This is a genomic window from Lentzea sp. NPDC003310 (assembly GCF_040610935.1).
In the GTDB taxonomy this organism is placed as follows: Bacteria; Actinomycetota; Actinomycetes; order Mycobacteriales; family Pseudonocardiaceae; genus Lentzea.
In genome coordinates this window covers 18,645-40,263 of the sequence record NZ_JBEXNC010000010.1, presented here as the reverse complement: position 1 = coordinate 40,263, position 21,619 = coordinate 18,645, and the positions used below count along the sequence as shown (strand labels likewise).

Here is a 21,619-nt window from a genome sequence, read left to right as displayed (position 1 = left end):
GACTTCGGGGCCCTTGCGAGGCGCTGGTCGGCCTGGAAAAGCCGGGCTGAAAAGCGCCCGGCCGATCCGCGAGGGGTAGCACCTCGCACCCAAAGTCAAGCCCCGATCGCCAACGAGGGTGCTTACCGCCTCGCAGCGCGTCGAGGTTCGTCCGGCTCGCTTCGCATCGCCACGCCAGGTTGTGTGCGTGGTTGGCGTGCGAGGGCGGGCGCCTGTTTTGTGGTGGTTGTCTGCTTGCGTGGGCGCGTTCTGCGGCTGGTGCCTGTTTGTGTCCTGGTGTGCTTCGAGTCACATCGGTCTCGTAATTCTCGGTTGTCAGGCAGTGGTCTAGGTGTTGGTGACCGTTTTGCGAGGTCACGCTCTGTGGCGTTATCTGAACGCAACCGCCATTAGGCCAACTGGTGAGTAACCTGCCGCGAACGAACTCGTTGCCCAGGTGTGACGCCGATCGCTGCGGCGTCCTCGGGCGTGTGCGGAGGTGCGGATGGGCGTCGAGGTGGTCGTCGAGGGTCTGACCAAGTCCTTCGGCAAGCAGACCATCTGGCAGGACGTCACGCTCACGTTGCCGCCGGGTGAGGTCAGCGTGATGCTCGGGCCGTCCGGTACGGGCAAGAGCGTGTTCCTGAAGTCGCTGGTCGGGTTGCTGAAGCCGGAGCAGGGCAAGATCGTCATCAACGGGACCGACCTGGTGCGGTGTTCTGAGCACCGGCTGTACGAGATCCGGAAGATGTTCGGTGTGCTGTTCCAGGACGGCGCGTTGTTCGGGTCGATGAACCTCTACGACAACATCGCTTTTCCGTTGCGCGAGCACACGCGCAAGACGGAGGCCGAGGTTCGGCGGATCGTCCTCGAGAAGATGGAGATGGTCGGTCTCGTCGGGGCCGAGAAGAAGCTTCCCGGGGAGATCTCCGGTGGTATGCGCAAGCGGGCTGGGCTGGCTCGGGCGCTGGTGCTCGATCCCGAGATCATCCTGTGCGACGAGCCCGACTCCGGGTTGGACCCGGTGCGCACGGCTTACCTGAGCCAGTTGCTGATCGACCTGAACGCCCAGATCGACGCGACCATTCTGATCGTCACGCACAACATCAACATCGCGCGGACCGTGCCGGACAACCTCGGCATGCTGTTTCGGCGCGAGCTGATCATGTTCGGGCCTCGCGAGGTGTTGCTGACCAGCGACGAGCCTGTGGTGGAGCAGTTCCTCAACGGGCGGCGGCTCGGGCCTATCGGCATGTCCGAGGAGAAGGACACCGCCACGATGGCGGCCGAGCAGGCGCACGCTGACGCCGGTCACTCCGACGGGTCGCCCGAGGGGGACGTGCGGGGGATCGTGCCGCAGTTGGAGCCGACGCCCGGGTTGCCGTTCCGCGACGCCGTCCGGCGGCGGAAGGACCGGGTCATGACGATCATCCACCAGCTGCCTCACGAGGCTCAGCAGGGGATCATCGCCAGCCTCACGCCCGAGGAGCAGGTGCGGTACGGCGTGCACGCCGGCATGGCCGTGCCTGCGCCTACGCCCAGCCCGTGGCCTCGGCAGGGTGGTGTGCTGTGACCACGCAGACCTCGTTCCCCGGCGCCGGGGCGCTGCGGGAGACCGGGAAGCTGTGCCAGCTCGGGATCGACGTGGTGCGCACGACGTTCCGGCGGCCGTTCCAGTTGCGGGAGTTCATCCAGCAGAGCTGGTTCATCGTCAGCGTGACGGTGTTGCCGACGGCGCTGGTGTCGATTCCGTTCGGTGCTGTGATCGCGCTGCAGCTGGGGTCGTTGACCCGGCAGATCGGTGCGCAGTCGTTCACGGGTGCTGCCAGCGTGCTCGCGATCATCCAGCAGGCCAGTCCGATCGTGACGGCGCTGCTGATCGCTGGAGCCGGTGGCTCGGCCATCTGTGCTGATCTCGGGTCTCGGAAGATCCGTGAAGAGATCGACGCGATGGAAGTGCTCGGGGTGTCGCCGATCCACCGGCTGGTGGTGCCTCGGGTTCTTGCCGCGATGCTGGTGTCCGTGCTGCTCAACGGCATGGTGAGCGTCGTCGGCGTGATGGGCGGGTACTTCTTCAACGTGGTCATGCAGGACGGCACGCCCGGTGCCTACCTCGCGAGTTTCTCGGCCTTGGCGCAGCTGCCCGACCTGTGGATCAGCGAGTTGAAGGCGCTGATCTTCGGGTTCATCGCGGGCATCGTGGCTGCTTATCGGGGGCTCAACCCGGCCGGCGGGCCGAAGGGCGTGGGCGACGCGGTGAACCAGGCCGTCGTCATCACGTTCCTGCTGCTGTTCTTCGTCAACTTCGTCCTCACCACGATCTACCTGCAGGTCGTGCCCGCGAAGGGGAGCTGATGGCGAACAAGGCGCTGTCCACGCTGGACGGTTTCGGCGACCAGCTGTCGTTCTACATCAAGGCGCTGGCCTGGACGCCGCGCGCGCTCAAGCGGTACTCCAAGGAGACCATGCGGCTGCTGGCCGAGGTCAGCTTCGGGTCCGGGGCGCTCGCGGTCATCGGCGGCACGATCGGTGTCATGGTCGGGCTGTCCGTGTTCACGGGCACGGTGGTGGGTCTTCAGGGCTTCACCGCGTTGAACCAGATCGGCACGTCGGCCTTCGCCGGGTTCGTCTCCGCGTACTTCAACACCCGTGAGATCGCGCCGCTCGTCGCCGGGCTCGCCCTCAGCGCGACGGTGGGGTCCGGGTTCACGGCCCAGCTCGGCGCCATGCGGATCTCCGAGGAGATCGACGCGCTGGAGGTCATGGGCATCCCCAGCCTGCCGTTCCTGGTGACGACCCGGATCATCGCCGGGTTCATCGCGATCATCCCGCTGTACGTGATCGGGCTGCTGACCAGTTACCTCGCGGCTCGCACGATCACCGTGGAGTTCTACGGGCAGTCGGCGGGCACGTACGACCACTACTTCAACCTGTTCCTACCGCCGATCGACGTGCTCTGGTCGTTCGGCAAGGTGCTGGTCTTCGCGGTCGTGATCATCATGACCCACTGCTACTACGGCTACCGCGCGTCCGGCGGTCCGGCCGGTGTGGGTGTCGCGGTCGGGCGCGCGGTGCGGACCGCGATCGTCACGACGGCGCTGCTCGACTTCTTCCTGAGCCTCGCGATCTGGGGTGCCACTACGACCGTGAGGATCGCCGGATGAGGAAACGCGTGCTGGGCATCGCCTTCCTCCTCGCGATCGCCATGTTCCTGTCGCTCACGGTGGCGCTCTACAAGGACGCCTTCAGCGACTACGTGAAGGTCACCCTCAAGACCGACCACATCGGCAACCAGCTGCAGACCGCGAGCGACGTCAAGGTCCGCGGGCTGATCGTCGGGTCCGTGAAGGCCGTGCGGACCAGCGGTGACGGCGCCGAGCTCGAGCTGGCGCTGCTGCCGGACAAGGTCGAGCAGATCCCGTCCAACGTCAGCGCGCGCCTGCTGCCCAAGACGTTGTTCGGCGAGCGGTACGTGAACCTCGTGCTGCCGCAGCAGAAGCAGGCCCCGATCGCCCAGGGCGCGGTCATCGAGCAGGACCGCACGAGCAGTGCGATCGAGCTCGAACGCGTGCTGGACAACCTGATGCCGGTGTTGCAGGCGATCCAGCCGGAGAAGCTCGCGACGACGCTCACGGCGTTGTCCCAGGCCCTCGACGGACGGGGCAAGCCGCTCGGCGAGACGCTGGTGTCGCTCGACTCCTACCTCGGTGAGCTCAACCCGCAGCTGCCCGCGTTGAAGGAGAACATCTCCAAGCTGGCGGACGTCGCGAACGTCTACTCCGACGCCGCGCCGGACCTGCTGCAGGCGCTCAACGACATGACCACGACGACCAAGACCGTCGTCGACCAGCGCGAGAACCTGCTCGCCCTCTACGGCACGATGACCACGACGTCGCAGGACCTCACCAGCTTCGTCGCGGTCAACAAGAACAACATCATCGGCCTCGCCGACACCAGCCGGCCGACGCTGGAGCTGCTCGCGAAGTACGCGCCCGAGTACCCGTGCCTGCTCAAGGGCCTCGCGGAGTTCGAGCCGATCATCAGCAAGGCGTTCGGCGCGGGCACCGACAAGCCCGGCCTGCACATCACGCTGGAGATCACGCAGAACCGCGGCAAGTACAAGCCCAACCTCGACGAGCCCGAGTACAAGGACAAGCGCGGTCCGCGCTGCTACGACATCATCCCGAGGCCGGACCCGTTCCCGCAGTACCCGCCGGAGGGCCCGGTCCAGGACGGCTCCAGCTCGCCGCCGCCCGCCCGCGTCGCGAACGACGGCATCATCCCGCCGGGCGCGACCATGCCGCAGTCCGCCGACGTGCGCAGCCTCGCCAACTCCCCGGAGGAGGCCCGGCTGGTCGCGGCGCTCTTCGGGCCGCGCGTCGGCGTCGACCCGCAGGAGATGCCCGGCTGGTCGAGCCTGCTGCTCGGACCCCTCGTGCGCGGGACGGAGGTGACCGTCAAGTGAAGGGACTGCTCGGCCCGCTGCTCAAGCTGATCGCGTTCGCGGTGGTCACGATCCTCGCGACGTCGCTGCTCGCGGTCACCATCGCCAACGTGAACCTGGCCAGCGCCACGGACTACAAGGCCCGGTTCACCGACGTCACCGCCCTGAACGAGGGTGACGACATCCGCATCGCCGGCGTGCGCGTCGGGCAGGTCGACGGGATCAAGGTCGTCGACCGCAAGACCGCCGAGGTCGAGTTCTCGATCGACGGCGACCGCAAGCTGCCCGAGGCCGTCACCGCGACGATCAAGTACCGCAACCTGGTGGGGCAGCGGTACATCGCGTTGGAGGCCGGCACCGGCGACACCGAGGCCGTGCTGCCCGAGGGCGGCACGATCCCGTTGGAACGAACCAAGCCCGCGCTCGACCTCACCGTGCTGTTCAACGGTTTCAAGCCGCTCTTCCAGGCCCTGAACCCGGACGACGTGAACAAGCTGTCGTTCGAGATCATCCAGGTGCTCCAGGGCGAGGGCAGCACGATCGACAGCCTGCTGCAGCACACGGCGTCGCTGACCAGCACGCTCGCCGGCAAGGACAAGGTGATCGGCGAGGTCGTCGACAACCTCAACACCGCGCTGGAGACCGTGAACTCGCGTGACGAGGACTTCAACAACCTCGTGATCACGTTGCAGTCGCTCGTCTCCGGGCTCGCGCAGGACCGCCAGCCGATCGGGGACGCGATCACCGCGCTCGGCGACCTGACGCAGGCCACGTCCGGGCTGCTGGAGCAGGGCCGGGAGCCGTTGCGCAACGACATCGCGCAGCTCGGCATCGTCTCGAAGACGTTGGGCGACAACGAGGTGCTCGTGGACCAGATGTTGCAGCGCCTGCCCACCAAGCTGGAGACGATCACGCGGACCGCGACCTACGGCTCGTGGTTCAACTTCTACCTGTGCGAGGCCAGCGGCCAGGTCGCCGTGCCGCCGGTCATCTCGAACCCGATCCCGATCACGGCGTTGCCGGTGACCCAGCAGAGGTGCCGCCGATGAAGACCTCGAACCCGATCAGGACCGGCGCGATCAGCCTGACGTTGATCGCCCTGTTGCTGCTGGCCGCGTTCTACTCCGACGACCTGCCGATCGTCGGCGGCGGCACCTCCTACGCCGCGGACTTCAGCGAGGCCGCGGGACTGGTGCCGGGCAACGAGGTCCGCGTCGCCGGCGTGAAGGTCGGCAAGGTCACCAAGGTCAAGCTGAACGGCGACCGGGTGCGGGTGACGTTCAAGGTCAAGGACGCCTGGGTGGGCGACCGGACGACCGCGATGATCCGCATCAAGACGTTGCTGGGGCAGAAGTTCGTGGCGCTGGACCCGCAGGGCACGCAGCCGCTCTCGCCCGGCGACCCGATCCCCAAGGAACGCACGCTCGCGCCGTACGACGTGAACGAGGCGTTCAACGGGCTCGCGACGACCGTCGGCCAGATCGACACCAAGCAGCTCGCGGACAGCTTCACGGTCCTGTCCGACACCTTCAAGAACTCGCCGGAGCACGTCCGGGGCGCGCTGGACGGCCTGTCCGCGTTGTCGAAGACGATCTCCTCGCGCGACGAGCAGCTGGCCAAGCTGCTGGACAACACCCGGCAGCTGACCAAGACGCTGGCCGACCGCAACGCCGAGTTCGAGAAGCTGCTCTCCGACGGCAACCTGCTGCTCGGCGAGCTGCGCAAGCGCCGCGAGTCGATCAGCGCGCTGCTCGACGGCACGCGTTCCCTCTCCCGCGAGCTCAGCGGACTGGTGACGGACAACCAGAACCAGCTCAAGCCCGCGTTGGAGCAGCTCGGCCGGGTCACCACGATCCTGCAGCGCAATCAGGACAACCTGGACCGCAGCCTCGCGCTGATGGCGCCGTTCTACCGGGTGTTCGCGAACACCCTGGGCAACGGCCGCTGGTTCGACACGTACATCTGCGGTCTGCTGCCGCCCTCGGTGAACCTCGGCGTCGTCGGGTTCAACGAGGAAGGCTGCCTGCCTCCGGGGGTGCAGCGATGACTGATGTGGCCCAGTCGAAGACCGGCCGGTTCATCGCGATCGCGTGCGTGCTCGCGCTGGTCGTGACCGCCGCGCTGTGGTGGGTCTTCGCCGGCATGAACGGGCGGAAGGTCACCGCGCACTTCGCCGCGGCGGTCGGCGTCTACCCCGGCGGTGACGTGCGGGTGCTCGGCGTGAAGGTCGGCACGATCGACGAGGTCGTGCCCGAGGGCAAGACCGTGAGGGTCGTGTTCACCGTCGACCGCGACGTGCGGGTGCCGGAGAACGCGCAGGCCGTCGTGGTCGCGCCGAGCGTGGTCTCCGACCGGTACGTGCAGCTCGCGCCCGCCTACACCGGTGGTCCGACGCTGGCCGACGACGCCGTGATCCCGCGGGAGCGCACCGCGACGCCGGTCGAGCTGGACGAGCTGTACTCGTCGCTCGACAAGCTCACGACCGCGCTGGGACCCAACGGCGCCAACGCCGACGGGGCGCTGGCCGACCTGCTGAACTCCGCCGCGAAGAACCTCGAGGGCAACGGCCAGGCGCTCAACGACACGTTGAAGAACCTCGGCCAGGCCACGCGGACGTTGTCGGGGTCCAAGGAGGACCTGTTCGCCACGGTCGACAACCTGCAGAAGTTCACCGCGATGCTGGCCGCGAACGACAGCCAGGTGCGCGACTTCAACAAGCAGCTCGCGGACGTGTCGAAGATGCTCGCCGACGAGCGCGGCGACCTCGGTGCGGCGTTGAGCGAGCTCGCCACCGCGCTGGGGCAGGTGCAGGGTTTCATCAAGGACAACCGCGAGGTGCTGAAGTCCAACGTGGACAAGCTCGCCTCGATCACGCAGGTGCTCGTGAACCAGCGGGCCGCGCTGGCCGAGACCCTCGACGTCGCGCCGCTGGCCCTGGGCAACCTGCAGAACTCCTACAACGCGGCGTCGGGCACGCTCGACACCCGCGCGAACATCAACGAGCTGAACCAGCCGCCGATCGTGCTGATCTGCAAGCTGATCCAGCAGGCGACGCCGAACAACGTGCCGCCGGTGCTCGCGAGCACGTGCAAGCAGCTGGAACCGCTGCTGACCGGCGCGATCCCGCTGAAGTCGCCGGCCGAGGTGCTGGGCGACCTGAACGCGGGCAAGCTGCCGCTGCCCCTGCCGCTCGCGGGGGTGCCCCAGTGAGGAAGCTGGCTCTGGTTCTCTCGGCGCTCGTGCTCGTGTCGGGCTGCGGCTCGGGCGGGTTCGACGGGGTCTACAACATGCCGCTGCCGGGCGGTGCCGACGTCGGCGACCACCCGTACCGGGTCAAGGCGCAGTTCAAGGACGTGCTGGACCTGGTGCCGCAGGCGGGCGTGAAGGTCAACGACGTGCCGGTCGGCCGGGTCGAGAAGATCGACCTGGGTGCCGACGGCTGGACCGCCGAGGTCACGTTGCTGGTCAACGGGGACGTTCGGTTGCCCGCCAACGCGTTCGCCAAGCTGCGCCAGTCGGCATTGCTCGGCGAGAAGTTCGTGGAGCTGGGCAAGCCCAAGGACGCCACCGGGTCGCTGGCCGACAACGCCACGATCCCGCTGGACCGGACCAACCGGAACCCCGAGGTCGAAGAGGTCTTCGGCGCGTTGTCGATGCTGCTCAACGGTGGTGGTGTGGCGCAGCTGCAGAACATCACCAAGGAGCTCAACGCGGCGATGGAGGGCAACGAGGCCGAGATCCGCTCTCTGCTGGGCAACCTCAACACGTTCGTGGGGGAGCTCGACAAGCACAAGGCGGAGATCGTCCGCGCGCTCGACTCGATGAACCGGCTGGCCGGCACGCTGGCCCAGCAGCGGGACAAGATCGCGGTCGCGCTGACCGACCTGCAGCCGGGCCTGCAGGTGCTGGCCGAGCAGCGCACGCAGCTCGTGACGCTGCTGCAGTCGCTGAACAAGCTCTCCGACGTCGCCACGGACACGGTCAACCGCAGCCGTGACGACATCGTGGCGGACCTGAAGGCGTTGCAGCCGGTCCTGACGAAGCTCGTGGAGTCGGGGCAGAACCTGCCGAAGTCGCTCGAGCTGCTGCTGACCTACCCGTTCCCGGACGAGGCGCTCGACGGCATCAAGGGCGACTACACCAACGCGTTCATCGACCTCGACCTGAACCTCGGGACGGTGCTCGACAACCTGTCGAGGTCGCGGCAGTCGCCGATCGACTCGCTGATCCCGTCGCAGGGCACGCCGTTGCCGATGCCGAACATCCCGCTGCCGAACCTCGGGCAGGGCACCGGGTCCGGGCTGGGCGACCTGCTCGGCGGGCTGCTGGGAGGTGGTCGCAAGTGATCCTGCGGTCGACGAAGCTCAAGATCGGCGCGTTCGTGCTGGTCGCGTTGCTGGGCGTCTCCTACGTCAGTGCCACGTACATCGGGCTGTTCAAGTCGTCGTCGACGGTCGTGACGATGCAGCTCGCCGATTCGGGCGGCATCTTCACCAACGCCGAGGTGACCTACCGCGGCGTGACGATCGGACGGGTCGGGCAGCTGCGGCTGGCGTCCGACGGCATCGAGGTCGACCTCGAGCTGGACGCGGACGCACCGCGCGTGCCGTCGTCGCTCGAAGCCGTGGTGGCCAACCGTTCGGCCGTGGGCGAGCAGTACGTCGACCTGCGGCCGAAGGCCGACGGCGGGCCGTACCTGGAGGCCGGGTCGGTCATCCCGCGCTCGGCCACCCGCACGCCGCCACCGGTCGACGGGCTTCTGTCCAATTTGGACTCGTTCGCCTCCTCCGTGCCGACCGACTCGCTGAAGACGGTCGTGGACGAGCTGCACACGGCGTTCAGCGGCACGGGTGGCGACCTGCAGGTGCTGATCGACAACACCGCGGCGTTCACGGCGGCGGCGAAGGAGCACCTGCCGCAGACCACCCAGCTCCTGCAGGACGGCAGGATCGTGCTGGCCACGCAGGCCGCGTCCGGCGGCGCCATCCGGTCGTTCAGCGGTGACCTGCGGCTGCTCGCCGAGCAGCTCAAGGCCTCCGACGGCGACCTGCGGCGGTTGATCGTGGCCGTGCCGCCGGCGTCCGAGCAGGTGTCGGCGCTGCTCAAGGAGAGCGGACCGAACCTCGGGGTGGTGTTCGCGAACCTGCTGACGACCTCGAACATCCTCGTGACCAGGCGCGACGGTTTGGAACAGATCGCGGTGACGTACCCCATCGCCGTCGGCGGCGGGTTCTCCGTGGCGCCCGGCGACGGGTCCGCGCACTTCGGTCTCGCGCTGAACGTGTTCGACCCGATGCCGTGCACGGTCGGCTACGAGGGCACGACCATCCGCACCGGTGCGGACACCTCGCCCGCACCGCTGAACACGCAGGCGTACTGCGCTCTCGCGCGCGGGTCTGCGACCTCGGTCCGCGGGTCGCAGAATGCGCCATATGGTGGAACGCCGACCACGCCGGTCGGCAACGCGACCACGCAGCCCGGTCAGGAGCCGACCGGTCAGGCCAGCGCGCCCGAAGTGCCGCTGCTGACGTCGCTGGGCCAGCTGCTGGGCTTGCCGGAGGAGAAGAAGTAGTGCGGGTCTTCACTGTTGTGGCCGCCGTCCTGGCGGTGCTGGCGTTCGGGTTCGCCGCGTACTCGGGCGTCGCCTGGTACTCGGCGTCGCACTCGTCGGAGTCGGAGTTCGCGTCCGTCCGGGACGAGGCGCTGCGGTCCGGCCAGGTCGGTATCACGAACTTCCTGACGCTCGACTACAAGAAGGTCGACGAGGACCTGCAGCGCTGGCTCAACTCGTCCACCGGCGACCTCCGCGCGGAGATCGACAAGGACAAGGACTCGCGCAAGAAGCAGTTGGTCGACGCCAAGTCGGTGACGACGTCGAAGGTCCTGGACGCGGCCATCACCGAGCTGGACGACCGGGCGGGCAGCGCGCAGATGATCGCCGTGGTCGAGAGCACCGTGACGCCCGACGGCGGCCAGCAGGTCAAGAAGATCAACCGCTACCTGACCAAGCTCACCCGCACCGAGGACGGCTGGAAGCTGAGCCAGCTGGGTCCGCTGCGGTCCGGCGTCTGAGCCGGCCAGAGCTGATTGGAACGAGTGCACGTGCCTCCCTCCCGCCGCCGCCCCATCCCCACGACGCCCGCCGGAGGCCGCCCGAAGGTGGCCGGCCTGAACCGCCGCGCGTCCGAGCCCGCCGTGGTCGAGCCGGTCGAGCCAGCGGCCGCGGAGCCGGTCGAACCCGCGGTCGAGACCGTGGTGGAGGACGCGCGGCCGGAGGCCGAAGGGGCAGACCCCAAGGCGCCGGAGGCCGTCGACCCGACGCCGTCGGCGACCGAGCCCGCCGAGGCCGAGAAGCCCGGTGCGGCGGTCTTGACGAGGAAGGGCGTCGCCGACAAGCCGGCCGACCCCGCACCGGCCACCGCCATCCGGCACGGCTGGCAGCTCCCGGCGGCCCTGCTGGCGGTTGCGGTCCTGCTGGGCGCCCTCGGCACGTTCTTCCTGGTCCAGTCGCGCGCGGTGTCCTACAACGCCGCCCTGGTGGACTCGGGAGCCACCTCGGAGGTGAACGGCCAGGTCCGCGAGGCCGTCGAGAAGTCGTTCTCGTACAACTTCGCCGACGTCGAGGCCACCGAGAAGGCCGCGAAGGAGCTCCTCACCGGCAAGGCGTTGTGCCAGTACAACGCCGTGTTCGGCCCGGTGAAGGAGGTCGCGCCGCAGCAGAAGCTCGTCGTGACGGTCCGTGTGGTGTCATCGGCCGTGTCGTCCCTCAAGGGCAACAACGCCACCGTGCTCGTGTTCGCCGACCAGGTCACCACCCGCACCACCGACAACCAGTCGGGTGGCGGCACGGCCATGCTGCGCGTTAGCGCGGTGGAGGACGGCGGCCGGTGGAAGATCGACAACATGGAGATGTTCGGCGCGACGGCGGAGCAGAACCGCCAGCTCCAGGGCTGCTGACCGGAGCCGGGGCGGAGTCAGGGCCACCGGCGCCCGGACCAAGCCCTGGCCGCGTCGATCCAGCGGAGGTCGTTTGGCCCGGCCCGGTGCCGGGTACAAGATCCGGGTCCTCTAAGATCAACTCCGCTGTGAGGTCGCCACAGGAGCCCCAGAAGCACCGACAACGCGCCCTCCGCCAGCCCCGACACGCGTGATCTCGGTCACACAAATCTTGTGGCCCTCTGTAAGTCCACTTGAGGCCGTCAACTTCCCACCAAAACGGCCGCACACGTGTTTGCCCAGGTCAAATGGGTGACTTGCAGTAAACGGCGCTCCATCCAGAGGGTGGATCGGCGCGCAACATCTTGACTGCGCGCTCATGCAGGGTCACTCTGTCGGTGAGCAAGAGGAGGGTCCTTCCAGGTGCCTCTCGACAGTCGCCGTGCGCGTGGCTAGACTGCCCCTTTGCGCTGCCCATTTTCCGCTTGCCCTTCGCCGAGAGCGTGGATTATGCGGGCATCGCCGCACCCTTGACAGCCGTGCTAGTTCGCTCTAGCCAGCTACCTGTCCCTGGAAGGACGCATCTTGGCGATCTCTCGCGCGACCAAGGCCACTGCTGCGACCAACTCCACGTCGGGGATCCCTGGAGCGCCGAAGCGGGTCTCGTTCGCGAAGATTCACGAGCCTCTTTCGACGCCCAACCTGCTCGACCTGCAGATCCAGTCCTTCGAATGGCTGACCGGCGACGAGGCGTGGTTCCAGCGCCGCGTCGACGCCGGTGACGAGACCCCGACGGGCGGCCTCGAAGAGGTCCTCAACGAGATCTCGCCGATCGAGGACTTCTCCGGCTCCATGTCACTGTCCTTCTCCGACCCGCGCTTCGACGAGGTCAAGGCCTCGACCGAGGAGTGCAAGGACAAGGACATGACGTACGCGGCACCTCTGTTCGTCACGGCGGAGTTCACCAACCACACCACTGGCGAGATCAAGAGCCAGACGGTGTTCATGGGTGACTTCCCGATGATGACGAACAAGGGCACGTTCATCATCAACGGCACCGAGCGCGTGGTGGTCTCCCAGCTCGTGCGTTCGCCCGGTGTCTACTACGACACCGCGGTCGACAAGACGACCGACAAGGACGTCTTCAGCGTCAAGATCATCCCGTCCCGGGGTGCTTGGCTGGAGTTCGACGTCGACAAGCGCGACACCGTCGGTGTCCGCATCGACCGGAAGCGTCGCCAGCCGGTGACGGTGCTGTTGAAGGCTCTGGGCTGGAGCACGGAGCAGATCCGCGAGCGGTTCGCGTTCAGCGAGACGTTGCTGACCACGCTCGAGAAGGACCACACCGCGGGTACCGACGAGGCGTTGCTCGACATCTACCGCAAGCTGCGTCCGGGCGAGCCCCCGACGAAGGAGTCGGCGCAGGCCCTGCTGGAGAACCTGTTCTTCAAGGACAAGCGCTACGACCTGGCGAAGGTTGGCCGCTACAAGGTCAACAAGAAGCTGGGCCTGGACACCGACATCAACACGGGTGTCCTGACCGAGGACGACATCGTCACGACGATCGAGTACCTCGTCCGCCTGCACGCGGGTGAGACCGTGATGGACGCCGCCGCCGGTGGCGACGTGCCCGTCGAGGTCGACGACATCGATCACTTCGGCAACCGTCGTCTGCGCACGGTCGGCGAGCTGATCCAGAACCAGATCCGCGTCGGTCTGTCCCGCATGGAGCGCGTCGTCCGCGAGCGCATGACCACGCAGGACGTCGAGGCCATCACGCCGCAGACCCTGATCAACATCCGTCCCGTCGTGGCGGCGATCAAGGAGTTCTTCGGCACCTCGCAGCTGTCGCAGTTCATGGACCAGACCAACCCGCTCGCGGGTCTGACCCACAAGCGCCGCCTGTCGGCGCTGGGTCCCGGTGGTCTGTCCCGTGAGCGGGCCGGCATGGAGGTCCGCGACGTCCACCCGTCGCACTACGGCCGCATGTGCCCGATCGAGACGCCGGAAGGCCCGAACATCGGTCTGATCGGTTCGCTCTCGAGCTACGCGCGGGTCAACCCGTTCGGCTTCATCGAGACGCCGTACCGCAAGGTCACCGACGGCCGGGTCACCGACCAGATCGACTACCTGACCGCGGACGAGGAAGACCGCTTCGTCAAGGCGCAGGCGAACTCGCCGACCGACGACGAGGGCAACTTCACCGACGACCGCGTCCTGGTCCGCAAGAAGGGCGGCGAGGTCGAGTTCATCGACCCGACCGACGTCGACTACATGGACGTCTCGCCGCGCCAGATGGTGTCGGCCGCGACCGCCATGATCCCGTTCCTCGAGCACGACGACGCGAACCGCGCCCTGATGGGTGCGAACATGCAGCGTCAGGCCGTGCCGCTGCTCCGCTCCGAGTCGCCGCTCGTCGGCACCGGCATGGAGCTGCGCGCCGCGGTGGACGCCGGTGACGTCGTCGTCGCGAAGAAGACCGGTGTGGTCGAGGAGGTCTCCGCCGACTACATCACCGTCATGGCCGACGACGGTGCGCGCAACACCTACGCGCTGCACAAGTTCCGTCGCTCGAACCAGGGCACCTGCATCAACCAGAAGCCGATCGTCAACGAGGGCGACCGGGTGTCTGAGGGCCAGGTCCTGGCCGACGGGCCGTGCACCGAGAACGGTGAGATGGCGCTCGGCAAGAACCTGCTCGTGGCGATCATGCCGTGGGAAGGCCACAACTACGAGGACGCGATCATCCTGTCGCAGCGCCTCGTGCAGGACGACGTTCTCACCTCGATCCACATCGAGGAGCACGAGATCGACGCCCGCGACACGAAGCTCGGCGCCGAGGAGATCACCCGGGACATCCCGAACGTCTCCGAGGAGGTCCTGGCCGACCTGGACGAGCGCGGCATCATCCGCATCGGTGCCGAGGTCCAGCCGGGCGACATCCTCGTCGGCAAGGTCACGCCCAAGGGCGAGACCGAGCTGACGCCGGAGGAGCGCCTGCTCCGCGCGATCTTCGGTGAGAAGGCGCGCGAGGTCCGCGACACCTCGCTGAAGGTGCCGCACGGCGAGTACGGCAAGGTCATCGGCATCCGCGTGTTCTCGCGTGAGGACGACGACGAGCTGCCTCCGGGCGTCAACGAGCTCGTCCGCGTCTACGTGGCCCAGAAGCGCAAGATCCAGGACGGTGACAAGCTCGCCGGCCGCCACGGCAACAAGGGCGTCATCGGCAAGATCCTCCCCGCGGAGGACATGCCGTTCCTCGAGGACGGCACGCCGGTCGATATCATCCTGAACACCCACGGTGTGCCGCGTCGTATGAACATCGGCCAGGTGCTGGAGACCCACCTCGGGTGGATCGCCAAGCAGGGCTGGTCCATCAACGGCGACCCGGACTGGGCGAAGAACCTGTCCGAGGAGCTGCTGGAGGTCGAGCCCGGCACCAAGACCGCGACCCCCGTGTTCGACGGCGCGAAGGAAGAGGAGATCACGGGCCTGCTCGGCTCGACGATCCCGAACCGCGACGGCGAGCGGATGGTCAAGGAGAACGGGAAGGCGCAGCTCTTCGACGGCCGCTCCGGCGAGCCGTACCCGTTCCCGGTGTCCGTCGGCTACATGTACATCCTGAAGCTGCTGCACCTGGTCGACGACAAGATCCACGCGCGTTCGACCGGCCCGTACTCGATGATCACGCAGCAGCCGCTGGGTGGTAAGGCGCAGTTCGGTGGTCAGCGCTTCGGTGAGATGGAGTGCTGGGCGATGCAGGCGTACGGCGCCGCGTACACCCTGCAGGAACTTCTCACCATCAAGTCCGACGACGTGCTCGGCCGCGTGAAGGTCTACGAGGCCATCGTCAAGGGCGAGAACATCCCGGAACCCGGTATCCCGGAGTCCTTCAAGGTGCTGCTCAAGGAGCTGCAGTCGCTCTGCCTCAACGTCGAGGTCCTGTCTTCGGACGGTGCCGCGATCGAGATGCGCGACGGCGACGACGAGGACCTGGAGCGCGCGGCCGCGAACCTCGGCATCAACCTGTCGAGGTCCGAGTCGCCCTCCGTGGACGACGTCGTCAACTAGTCACCTCGCCGGCCAGGGAGCACCATGCCTCCCGCGTAGTGCTCCCTGGCCTTCCCGACCAGCTCCTTTTGCCACCGATCTAAAAAGGGGAAGAGAGTAGACGTGCTCGACGTCAACTTCTTCGATGAGCTCCGCATCGGTCTCGCGACCGCGGACGACATCCGCCAGTGGTCTTTTGGCGAGGTCAAGAAGCCCGAGACCATCAACTACCGCACGCTCAAGCCCGAGAAGGACGGCTTGTTCTGCGAGAAGATCTTCGGTCCCACCCGGGACTGGGAGTGCTACTGCGGCAAGTACAAGCGCGTGCGCTTCAAGGGCATCATCTGTGAGCGCTGTGGCGTCGAGGTGACCCGCGCGAAGGTGCGTCGTGAGCGCATGGGCCACATCGAGCTCGCCGCTCCGGTCACGCACATCTGGTACTTCAAGGGCGTCCCCAGCCGGTTGGGCTACCTGCTCGACCTGGCCCCCAAGGACCTCGAGAAGATCATCTACTTCGCCGCCTACGTCATCGTGGGCGTCAACGCCGAGCTGCGCCACAACGACCTGCCGACGCTCGAGAGCGAGATGCAGGTCGAGCGCAAGCGCGTCGAGAACCGCCGCGACGCCGACGTGGAGGCCCGCGCCCAGAAGCTCGAGGCCGACCTGGCCGAGCTCGAGGCCGAGGGTGCCAAGTCCGACGTGCGCCGCAAGGTCAAGGAGGGCGGCGAGCGTGAGATGCGCCAGCTCCGCGACCGCGCCCAGCGCGAGCTGGACCGCCTCGACGAGATCTGGTCCACCTTCACCAAGCTCGAGCGCGCCCAGCTGATCGCGGACGAGCTGCTCTACCGCGAGCTGTACGACCGCTACGGCGACTACTTCACCGGTGCCATGGGCGCCGAGGCCATCCAGAAGCTCCTGGGTGACTACGACGTGGACGCCGAGGCCGAGGTCCTGCGCGAGACGATCCGCAGCGGCAAGGGCCAGAAGAAGCTGCGTGCGCTCAAGCGCCTCAAGGTCGTTGCCGCCTTCCAGGCGACCCGCAACAACCCGCAGGGCATGGTCCTGGACTGCGTCCCGGTCATCCCGCCGGACCTGCGCCCGATGGTGCAGCTCGACGGTGGCCGTTTCGCGACGTCCGACCTGAACGACCTGTACCGCCGCGTGATCAACCGCAACAACCGCCTCAAGCGACTGATCGACCTCGGCGCGCCCGAGATCATCGTCAACAACGAGAAGCGGATGCTGCAGGAGGCCGTCGACGCGCTGTTCGACAACGGCCGCCGCGGTCGCCCGGTCACCGGTCCCGGCAACCGCCCGCTCAAGTCGCTGTCCGACCTGCTGAAGGGCAAGCAGGGCCGGTTCCGCCAGAACCTGCTCGGCAAGCGCGTCGACTACTCCGGCCGTTCGGTCATCGTGGTCGGCCCGCAGCTCAAGCTGCACCAGTGCGGTCTGCCCAAGCAGATGGCGCTGGAGCTCTTCAAGCCGTTCGTCATGAAGCGGCTCGTGGACCTCAACCACGCGCAGAACATCAAGTCCGCCAAGCGGATGGTCGAGCGTGCGCGCCCGGCCGTGTGGGACGTGCTGGAAGAGGTCATCACCGAGCACCCGGTGCTGCTCAACCGTGCTCCTACGCTGCACCGCCTCGGCATCCAGGCCTTCGAGCCGCAGCTGGTCGAGGGCAAGGCCATCCAGCTGCACCCGCTGGTCTGTGAAGCGTTCAACGCCGACTTCGACGGTGACCAGATGGCAGTCCACCTGCCGCTGTCCGCCGAGGCGCAGGCCGAGGCCCGCGTCCTGATGCTGTCGTCGAACAACATCCTGTCCCCGGCGTCCGGCAAGCCGCTGGCCATGCCGCGCCTGGACATGGTGACGGGTCTGTACCACCTGACCCGCCACAAGAAGGACGACATCGGCGAGGGCCACTTCTACTCGTCGCCGGCCGAGGCGCTCATGGCGTTCGACCGCAAGGTCCTGGGCCTGCAGGCGATGGTGAAGATCCGCGTCTCCGACAAGAACCCGCCCAAGGGTCAGGAGCCGGAGGGCTGGGAGCCCGGTCAGCCGTGGCTCGCGGAGACCACGCTGGGTCGCGTGCTGTTCAACGAGATCCTGCCGCAGGACTACGCCTTCATCAACGAGGTCATGCCCAAGAAGCGGCAGGCCGTGATCATCAACGACCTCGCCGAGCGGTACCCGATGGTCACCGTCGCCCGGACGCTGGACAAGCTGAAGGACGCCGGTTTCCACTGGGCCACCCGCTCCGGTGTCACGGTCGCGATCTCGGACGTCCTCGTCCCGGCGGCGAAGCAGGACATCCTCGAGGAGCACGAGCGCCTCGCGGACGCCGTCGAGAAGCGCTACCAGCGCGGTCAGCTCTCCCACGAGGAGCGCAACTCCGAGCTGGTCAAGGTGTGGACGAAGGCCACCGAGCAGGTCCACGAGATCATGGAAGACAACTTCCCCGAGGACAACTCGATCCGCGTCATCGTCCAGTCCGGCGCCGCCGGCAACATGACGCAGGTCCGTTCGCTCGCGGGTATGCGTGGTCTGGTGACCAACCCGAAGGGTGAGTACATCCCGCGCCCGATCAAGAACTCGTTCCGCGAGGGCTTGTCGGTGCTCGAGTACTTCATCGCGACGCACGGTGCTCGTAAGGGTCTGGCCGACACGGCGCTTCGTACCGCCGACTCGGGTTACCTGACCCGTCGTCTGGTGGACGTCTCGCAGGACGTCATCATCCGCGAGGTCGACTGCGGCACCACCCGTGGTGTCCAGATGACCGTCGGCGAGCAGCTGGGCGACAAGGTCGGCCTGCACGAGTTCGCGCAGACGTCGGTCTACGCCCGCACCGTCGCGGACGACATCCTCGACGCGTCCGGCAACCTGGTGCTCAACCGCGGCGACGACCTCGGCGACCCGGCGCTCGCGTCGCTGGTCGAGGCCGGCGTGGTCCGCGTGAAGGTCCGCTCGGTCCTGACCTGCGAGTCCGCGGTCGGCGTGTGCGCGTCCTGCTACGGCCGCTCGATGGCCACCGGCCAGCTGGTCGACGTCGGCGAGGCCGTCGGCATCGTCGCCGCCCAGTCGATCGGTGAGCCCGGTACGCAGCTGACGATGCGTACGTTCCACCAGGGTGGTGTGGCCGGTGACGACATCACGACCGGTCTGCCGCGTGTCCAGGAGCTCTTCGAGGCCCGCGTCCCGAAGGGCAAGGCGCCGATCGCCGACGTCGACGGCCGCGTCCGCATCGAGGACGGCGACCGCTTCTGGAAGATCACGCTGATCCCGGACGACGGTTCCGAGGAGATCGTGTTCGAGAAGCTGTCGAAGCGTCAGCGTCTCGCCAACACGGCGACCGGCCCGCTGCAGGACGGCGACCACGTGGCCGTCGGCCAGCAGCTGCTGGAAGGTACTCCGGACCCGCACGAGGTCCTGCGCGTCATGGGCCCGCGCGAGGCCCAGCTGCACCTGGTGCAGGAAGTGCAGAAGGTGTACCGCGCCCAGGGTGTGGCCATCCACGACAAGCACATCGAGGTCATCGTCCGGCAGATGCTCCGCCGGGTCACGATCATCGACTCGGGTGCGACGGAGTTCCTCCCGGGCTCGCTGGTCGAGCGCGCGGACTTCGAGTCGGGCAACCGCGCCGTCGTCGCCGAGGGTGGCGAGCCGGCAGCCGGCCGTCCGGTGCTGATGGGTATCACGAAGGCCTCGCTGGCGACGGACTCGTGGCTGTCCGCCGCGTCGTTCCAGGAGACCACGCGTGTGCTGACCGACGCCGCCATCAACGGGCGTTCGGACAAGCTCATCGGTCTGAAGGAGAACGTCATCATCGGTAAGTTGATCCCGGCTGGTACGGGCATCAACCGCTACCGCAACATCCAGGTCCAGCCGACCGAGGAGGCGCGCGCCGCTGCGTACGCGATCCCCTCGTACGACGACGGGTACTACACCCCGGACGTCTTCGGCACGGGCACGGGTGCGGCGGTGCCGCTGGACGACTACGACTTCGGTCGCGACTACCGCTAGTCGGTTGGTCTCGGAAAGGCCCCTGGAGCTTCGCGCTCCGGGGGCCTTTCCCGTTCTCAGCGGTAGGTGAGCCTGCGCAGCAGCGTCTCGGCCGGTCCGCGAACGTCGTTGCGCCGCAACGCTTCCGCCACCACGACGGTGGCGAGCCAGGTGAGCACCGCGATGCCGGACGCGGCGGCCGTGCCCAGTTCCGTGCCGAGTCCACCGGCGTACGGCACGAACACGGCCACGAAGACCACGGACTGCAGCAGGTAGCAGGTCATCGACCTCTCTCCGCAGGCGGCGAGGGCCGTGACCACCGGGCCCGGGGTGAGGCGGACGGCCAGCAGCCCCATGAGTGCCGCGTACCCGAGACTGCCGGCGACTCCGCTCAGGCCGTGCAGCACGTAGAGGGCGACCTCCGGCGCGCCGTTCCAGAGCCCGGTGTCGACGAGAGCCAACGGAACCCCGCCCGTCACGGCCGCGCCGATGCCGATGAACGTGATGGCGCGCAGGGCTTTCTAGAGCTCGTGCGGCTCGATCAGCATCCTCCGCCTGGCCGCCCACACGCCGAGCAGGAACGGCACGACCAGGTCGATGAGCAGGAACGGCGTGAGCGCGCTCCACAGCGTGATCCGGTCGATCAGCGCGGTCACCGGATCCGTCGCCGAGGCCAGTCCCGACGCGCCGCCGAACTCCGCGATCCGCAGGCCCGCCAACGCGAGCGCCGCGCCGTGCACCGCCAGCCACAGTCCGGCGAACACCAGCAGCGACCGGTCCTTCCACCGCACCGCGCCGGCGAGGACCAGGCCAAGCAGTCCGTACGCGGCAAGGATGTCGCCGAAGAACAACAGCAGTGCGTGGGCACACCCGAACACGAACAGCCACGCGCTGCGCCGCCGCAGCACGCGCCGAGCGTCATCGCCGCGTTTCGCAGCGATCTGCACGAACCCGTAGCCGAACAACGCGGCGAACATCGGCATCGCCCGCCCGTCGACCAAGGTCACCTGGACCCCTGTGACGACCAGGTCGAGCACGCTGCCGTCGAGCGCGTACGACCGGAAGCCCGTCGCCTTCGGTGACAGGTACATGTGGGCGTGCGCCAGTGCGATGAGCAGCAGCATCACGCCGCGTGCGAGATCCGGCGCCAGCGCGCGCCGGGTGGATGTGAGCATCCCGAACCCCCATTAGATACGCATCCGTAGCTTATGAGGGTGATAAGATACGGCACCGTAGCTCTAATGGGAAGGCGGGGTCGTGGCGACCGAACGTCGGCGAGGTGAGGTGCTGATCCGCGCCATCCACGAGGCCGTGCTGGCCGAGGTGGTGGAAGCAGGCCTCGGGCAGCTGACGATGGAAGGCATCGCGCGCCGCGCGGCGACGGCGAAGACCGTCCTGTACCGGCGCTGGGCGACGCCGTTCGAGCTGCTCATCGACGCCCTGGGCGAGGCCTACCCGGTGGAGGTGCCGACCCCGGCGGCGGACGACCTGAGGACGGACCTCATCGCCGCGCTCACGTTGCTCACGGACTGGATGGTCACCCCGGCGGCCACCGCGGTCATGGCGATCACGTCCGAGCGCGAGCGCTACCCGGAGCTGGCGGAAGCGTTGTGGGGCAAGGTGTTCGACCCTCGTGGCGGCACCTTCACCACGACGGTCCTGCGCTGGTACGCGGCCCACGGCCGACTCGACCCGGCACGGCTGACGCCGATCACCACCCAGATCGGCGAGGCGCTGGTCTTCAAGCTGGCCATCGACAACGCCCGCACCCCGTCGGTCGAGGAGGTCGCCGCGATCGTGGACGAGGCACTGCTGCCCGCGCTGGGGCTCTAGCGGTTGGCGATGCCGTCGAGGCGCAACGCCTTGGACTCGTCGCGGTGGCTACCGCTGGTGCCGACGTGCTTCGCGCTGATCTGCGGGCCGTTCTTGAGCACGTGGAAGAGCGCCATGCCGTGGCCGCGGCCCAGGTTGTAGTCGGTCTTCAGCCACTCCAGGAACACGCCGGCCTTCGTGCTGCCGTCGTAGCCGCGGTCGGTGGCGGCCGCCAGCAGTTCGGCGGGGGTCTTGCCGGTCTTCTTCTCGGCGCCGTCGAGGTAGGCCTGGAAGGACATCGTGGTCTCCGTTCGTCGTTGGGACGAGCGTAGGACAAGTCCGGCTGTCTTGACAAGAAAATTTGTCGGTGGATTCGGGTTGTGGACGCGTGCTTCCATG

At 67.7% G+C, this 21,619-nt stretch carries 17 protein-coding genes; 14 read left to right on the top strand and 3 right to left on the bottom strand.

From position 1 onward, the window contains the following. Window positions 1-484: 484 nt before the first annotated feature. The 13 genes from ABZX02_RS21235 (at window position 485) to ABZX02_RS21175 (ending at window position 19,429) form a co-directional block, all read left to right on the top strand. Window positions 485-1,552 (top strand): ATP-binding cassette domain-containing protein, encoded by a 1,068-nt coding sequence (locus ABZX02_RS21235; RefSeq protein WP_355300300.1) that lies wholly within the window; start codon window positions 485-487, stop codon window positions 1,550-1,552. Continuing rightward, window positions 1,549-2,334, top strand: a complete 786-nt coding sequence (locus ABZX02_RS21230) for an ABC transporter permease (RefSeq protein ID WP_355300299.1) — start codon at window positions 1,549-1,551, stop codon at window positions 2,332-2,334. The genes ABZX02_RS21235 and ABZX02_RS21230 overlap by 4 nt, the downstream gene beginning before the upstream one ends. Then, complete coding sequence (locus ABZX02_RS21225) at window positions 2,334-3,143, top strand: ABC transporter permease (protein WP_355300298.1); 810 nt, start codon at window positions 2,334-2,336, stop codon at window positions 3,141-3,143. Before ABZX02_RS21230 ends, ABZX02_RS21225 begins: the two co-directional genes overlap by 1 nt. Then, window positions 3,140-4,444, top strand: coding sequence for an MCE family protein (locus ABZX02_RS21220; RefSeq protein WP_355300297.1), 1,305 nt, complete (start codon window positions 3,140-3,142; stop codon window positions 4,442-4,444). Before ABZX02_RS21225 ends, ABZX02_RS21220 begins: the two co-directional genes overlap by 4 nt. Continuing rightward, window positions 4,441-5,472 (top strand): MCE family protein, encoded by a 1,032-nt coding sequence (locus ABZX02_RS21215; protein ID WP_355300296.1) that lies wholly within the window; start codon window positions 4,441-4,443, stop codon window positions 5,470-5,472. Before ABZX02_RS21220 ends, ABZX02_RS21215 begins: the two co-directional genes overlap by 4 nt. Then, window positions 5,469-6,470 (top strand): MCE family protein, encoded by a 1,002-nt coding sequence (locus ABZX02_RS21210; protein WP_355300295.1) that lies wholly within the window; start codon window positions 5,469-5,471, stop codon window positions 6,468-6,470. The genes ABZX02_RS21215 and ABZX02_RS21210 overlap by 4 nt, the downstream gene beginning before the upstream one ends. Continuing rightward, entirely contained in the window at window positions 6,467-7,633 is a 1,167-nt protein-coding gene (locus tag ABZX02_RS21205; RefSeq protein ID WP_355300294.1) for an MCE family protein, read from the top strand. Before ABZX02_RS21210 ends, ABZX02_RS21205 begins: the two co-directional genes overlap by 4 nt. Next, a complete protein-coding gene (locus tag ABZX02_RS21200) occupies window positions 7,630-8,769 on the top strand; it encodes an MCE family protein (RefSeq protein WP_355300293.1) in 1,140 nt (379 codons plus the stop codon). Before ABZX02_RS21205 ends, ABZX02_RS21200 begins: the two co-directional genes overlap by 4 nt. Next, window positions 8,766-9,995, top strand: a complete 1,230-nt coding sequence (locus ABZX02_RS21195; protein WP_355300292.1) for an MlaD family protein — start codon at window positions 8,766-8,768, stop codon at window positions 9,993-9,995. The genes ABZX02_RS21200 and ABZX02_RS21195 overlap by 4 nt, the downstream gene beginning before the upstream one ends. Further along, entirely contained in the window at window positions 9,995-10,495 is a 501-nt protein-coding gene (locus ABZX02_RS21190; RefSeq protein WP_355300291.1) for a hypothetical protein, read from the top strand. Before ABZX02_RS21195 ends, ABZX02_RS21190 begins: the two co-directional genes overlap by 1 nt. A 30-nt stretch (window positions 10,496-10,525) precedes the next feature. After that, window positions 10,526-11,380, top strand: a complete 855-nt coding sequence (locus ABZX02_RS21185) for a hypothetical protein (protein ID WP_355300290.1) — start codon at window positions 10,526-10,528, stop codon at window positions 11,378-11,380. A gap of 564 nt (window positions 11,381-11,944) precedes the next feature. Next, on the top strand, window positions 11,945-15,430 hold the full coding sequence (locus ABZX02_RS21180; RefSeq protein ID WP_355300289.1) for a DNA-directed RNA polymerase subunit beta: 3,486 nt from the start codon (window positions 11,945-11,947) through the stop codon (window positions 15,428-15,430). Window positions 15,431-15,532: 102 nt separating this feature from the next. Beyond that, entirely contained in the window at window positions 15,533-19,429 is a 3,897-nt protein-coding gene (locus ABZX02_RS21175) for a DNA-directed RNA polymerase subunit beta' (RefSeq protein WP_355300288.1), read from the top strand. A 56-nt stretch (window positions 19,430-19,485) separates the two neighbouring features. Here the strand turns inward: ABZX02_RS21175 and ABZX02_RS21170 are convergent, their stop codons facing one another. After that, the gene (locus ABZX02_RS21170; protein ID WP_355300603.1) at window positions 19,486-19,914 is read right to left on the bottom strand and encodes a DUF418 domain-containing protein; all 429 of its coding nucleotides are present in this window, start codon (window positions 19,912-19,914) and stop codon (window positions 19,486-19,488) included. A 15-nt stretch (window positions 19,915-19,929) separates the two neighbouring features. Beyond that, window positions 19,930-20,583, bottom strand: coding sequence for a hypothetical protein (locus ABZX02_RS21165; RefSeq protein WP_355300287.1), 654 nt, complete (start codon window positions 20,581-20,583; stop codon window positions 19,930-19,932). An 82-nt stretch (window positions 20,584-20,665) separates the two neighbouring features. Here ABZX02_RS21165 and ABZX02_RS21160 point away from each other — a divergent pair, with 82 nt between their 5' ends. After that, window positions 20,666-21,241 (top strand): TetR/AcrR family transcriptional regulator C-terminal ligand-binding domain-containing protein, encoded by a 576-nt coding sequence (locus tag ABZX02_RS21160; protein WP_355300286.1) that lies wholly within the window; start codon window positions 20,666-20,668, stop codon window positions 21,239-21,241. Here the strand turns inward: ABZX02_RS21160 and ABZX02_RS21155 are convergent. After that, a complete protein-coding gene (locus ABZX02_RS21155; RefSeq protein WP_355300285.1) occupies window positions 21,238-21,519 on the bottom strand; it encodes a DUF4287 domain-containing protein in 282 nt (93 codons plus the stop codon). The two genes, ABZX02_RS21160 and ABZX02_RS21155, sit on opposite strands and share 4 nt — an antisense overlap. Window positions 21,520-21,619 lie beyond the last annotated feature (100 nt).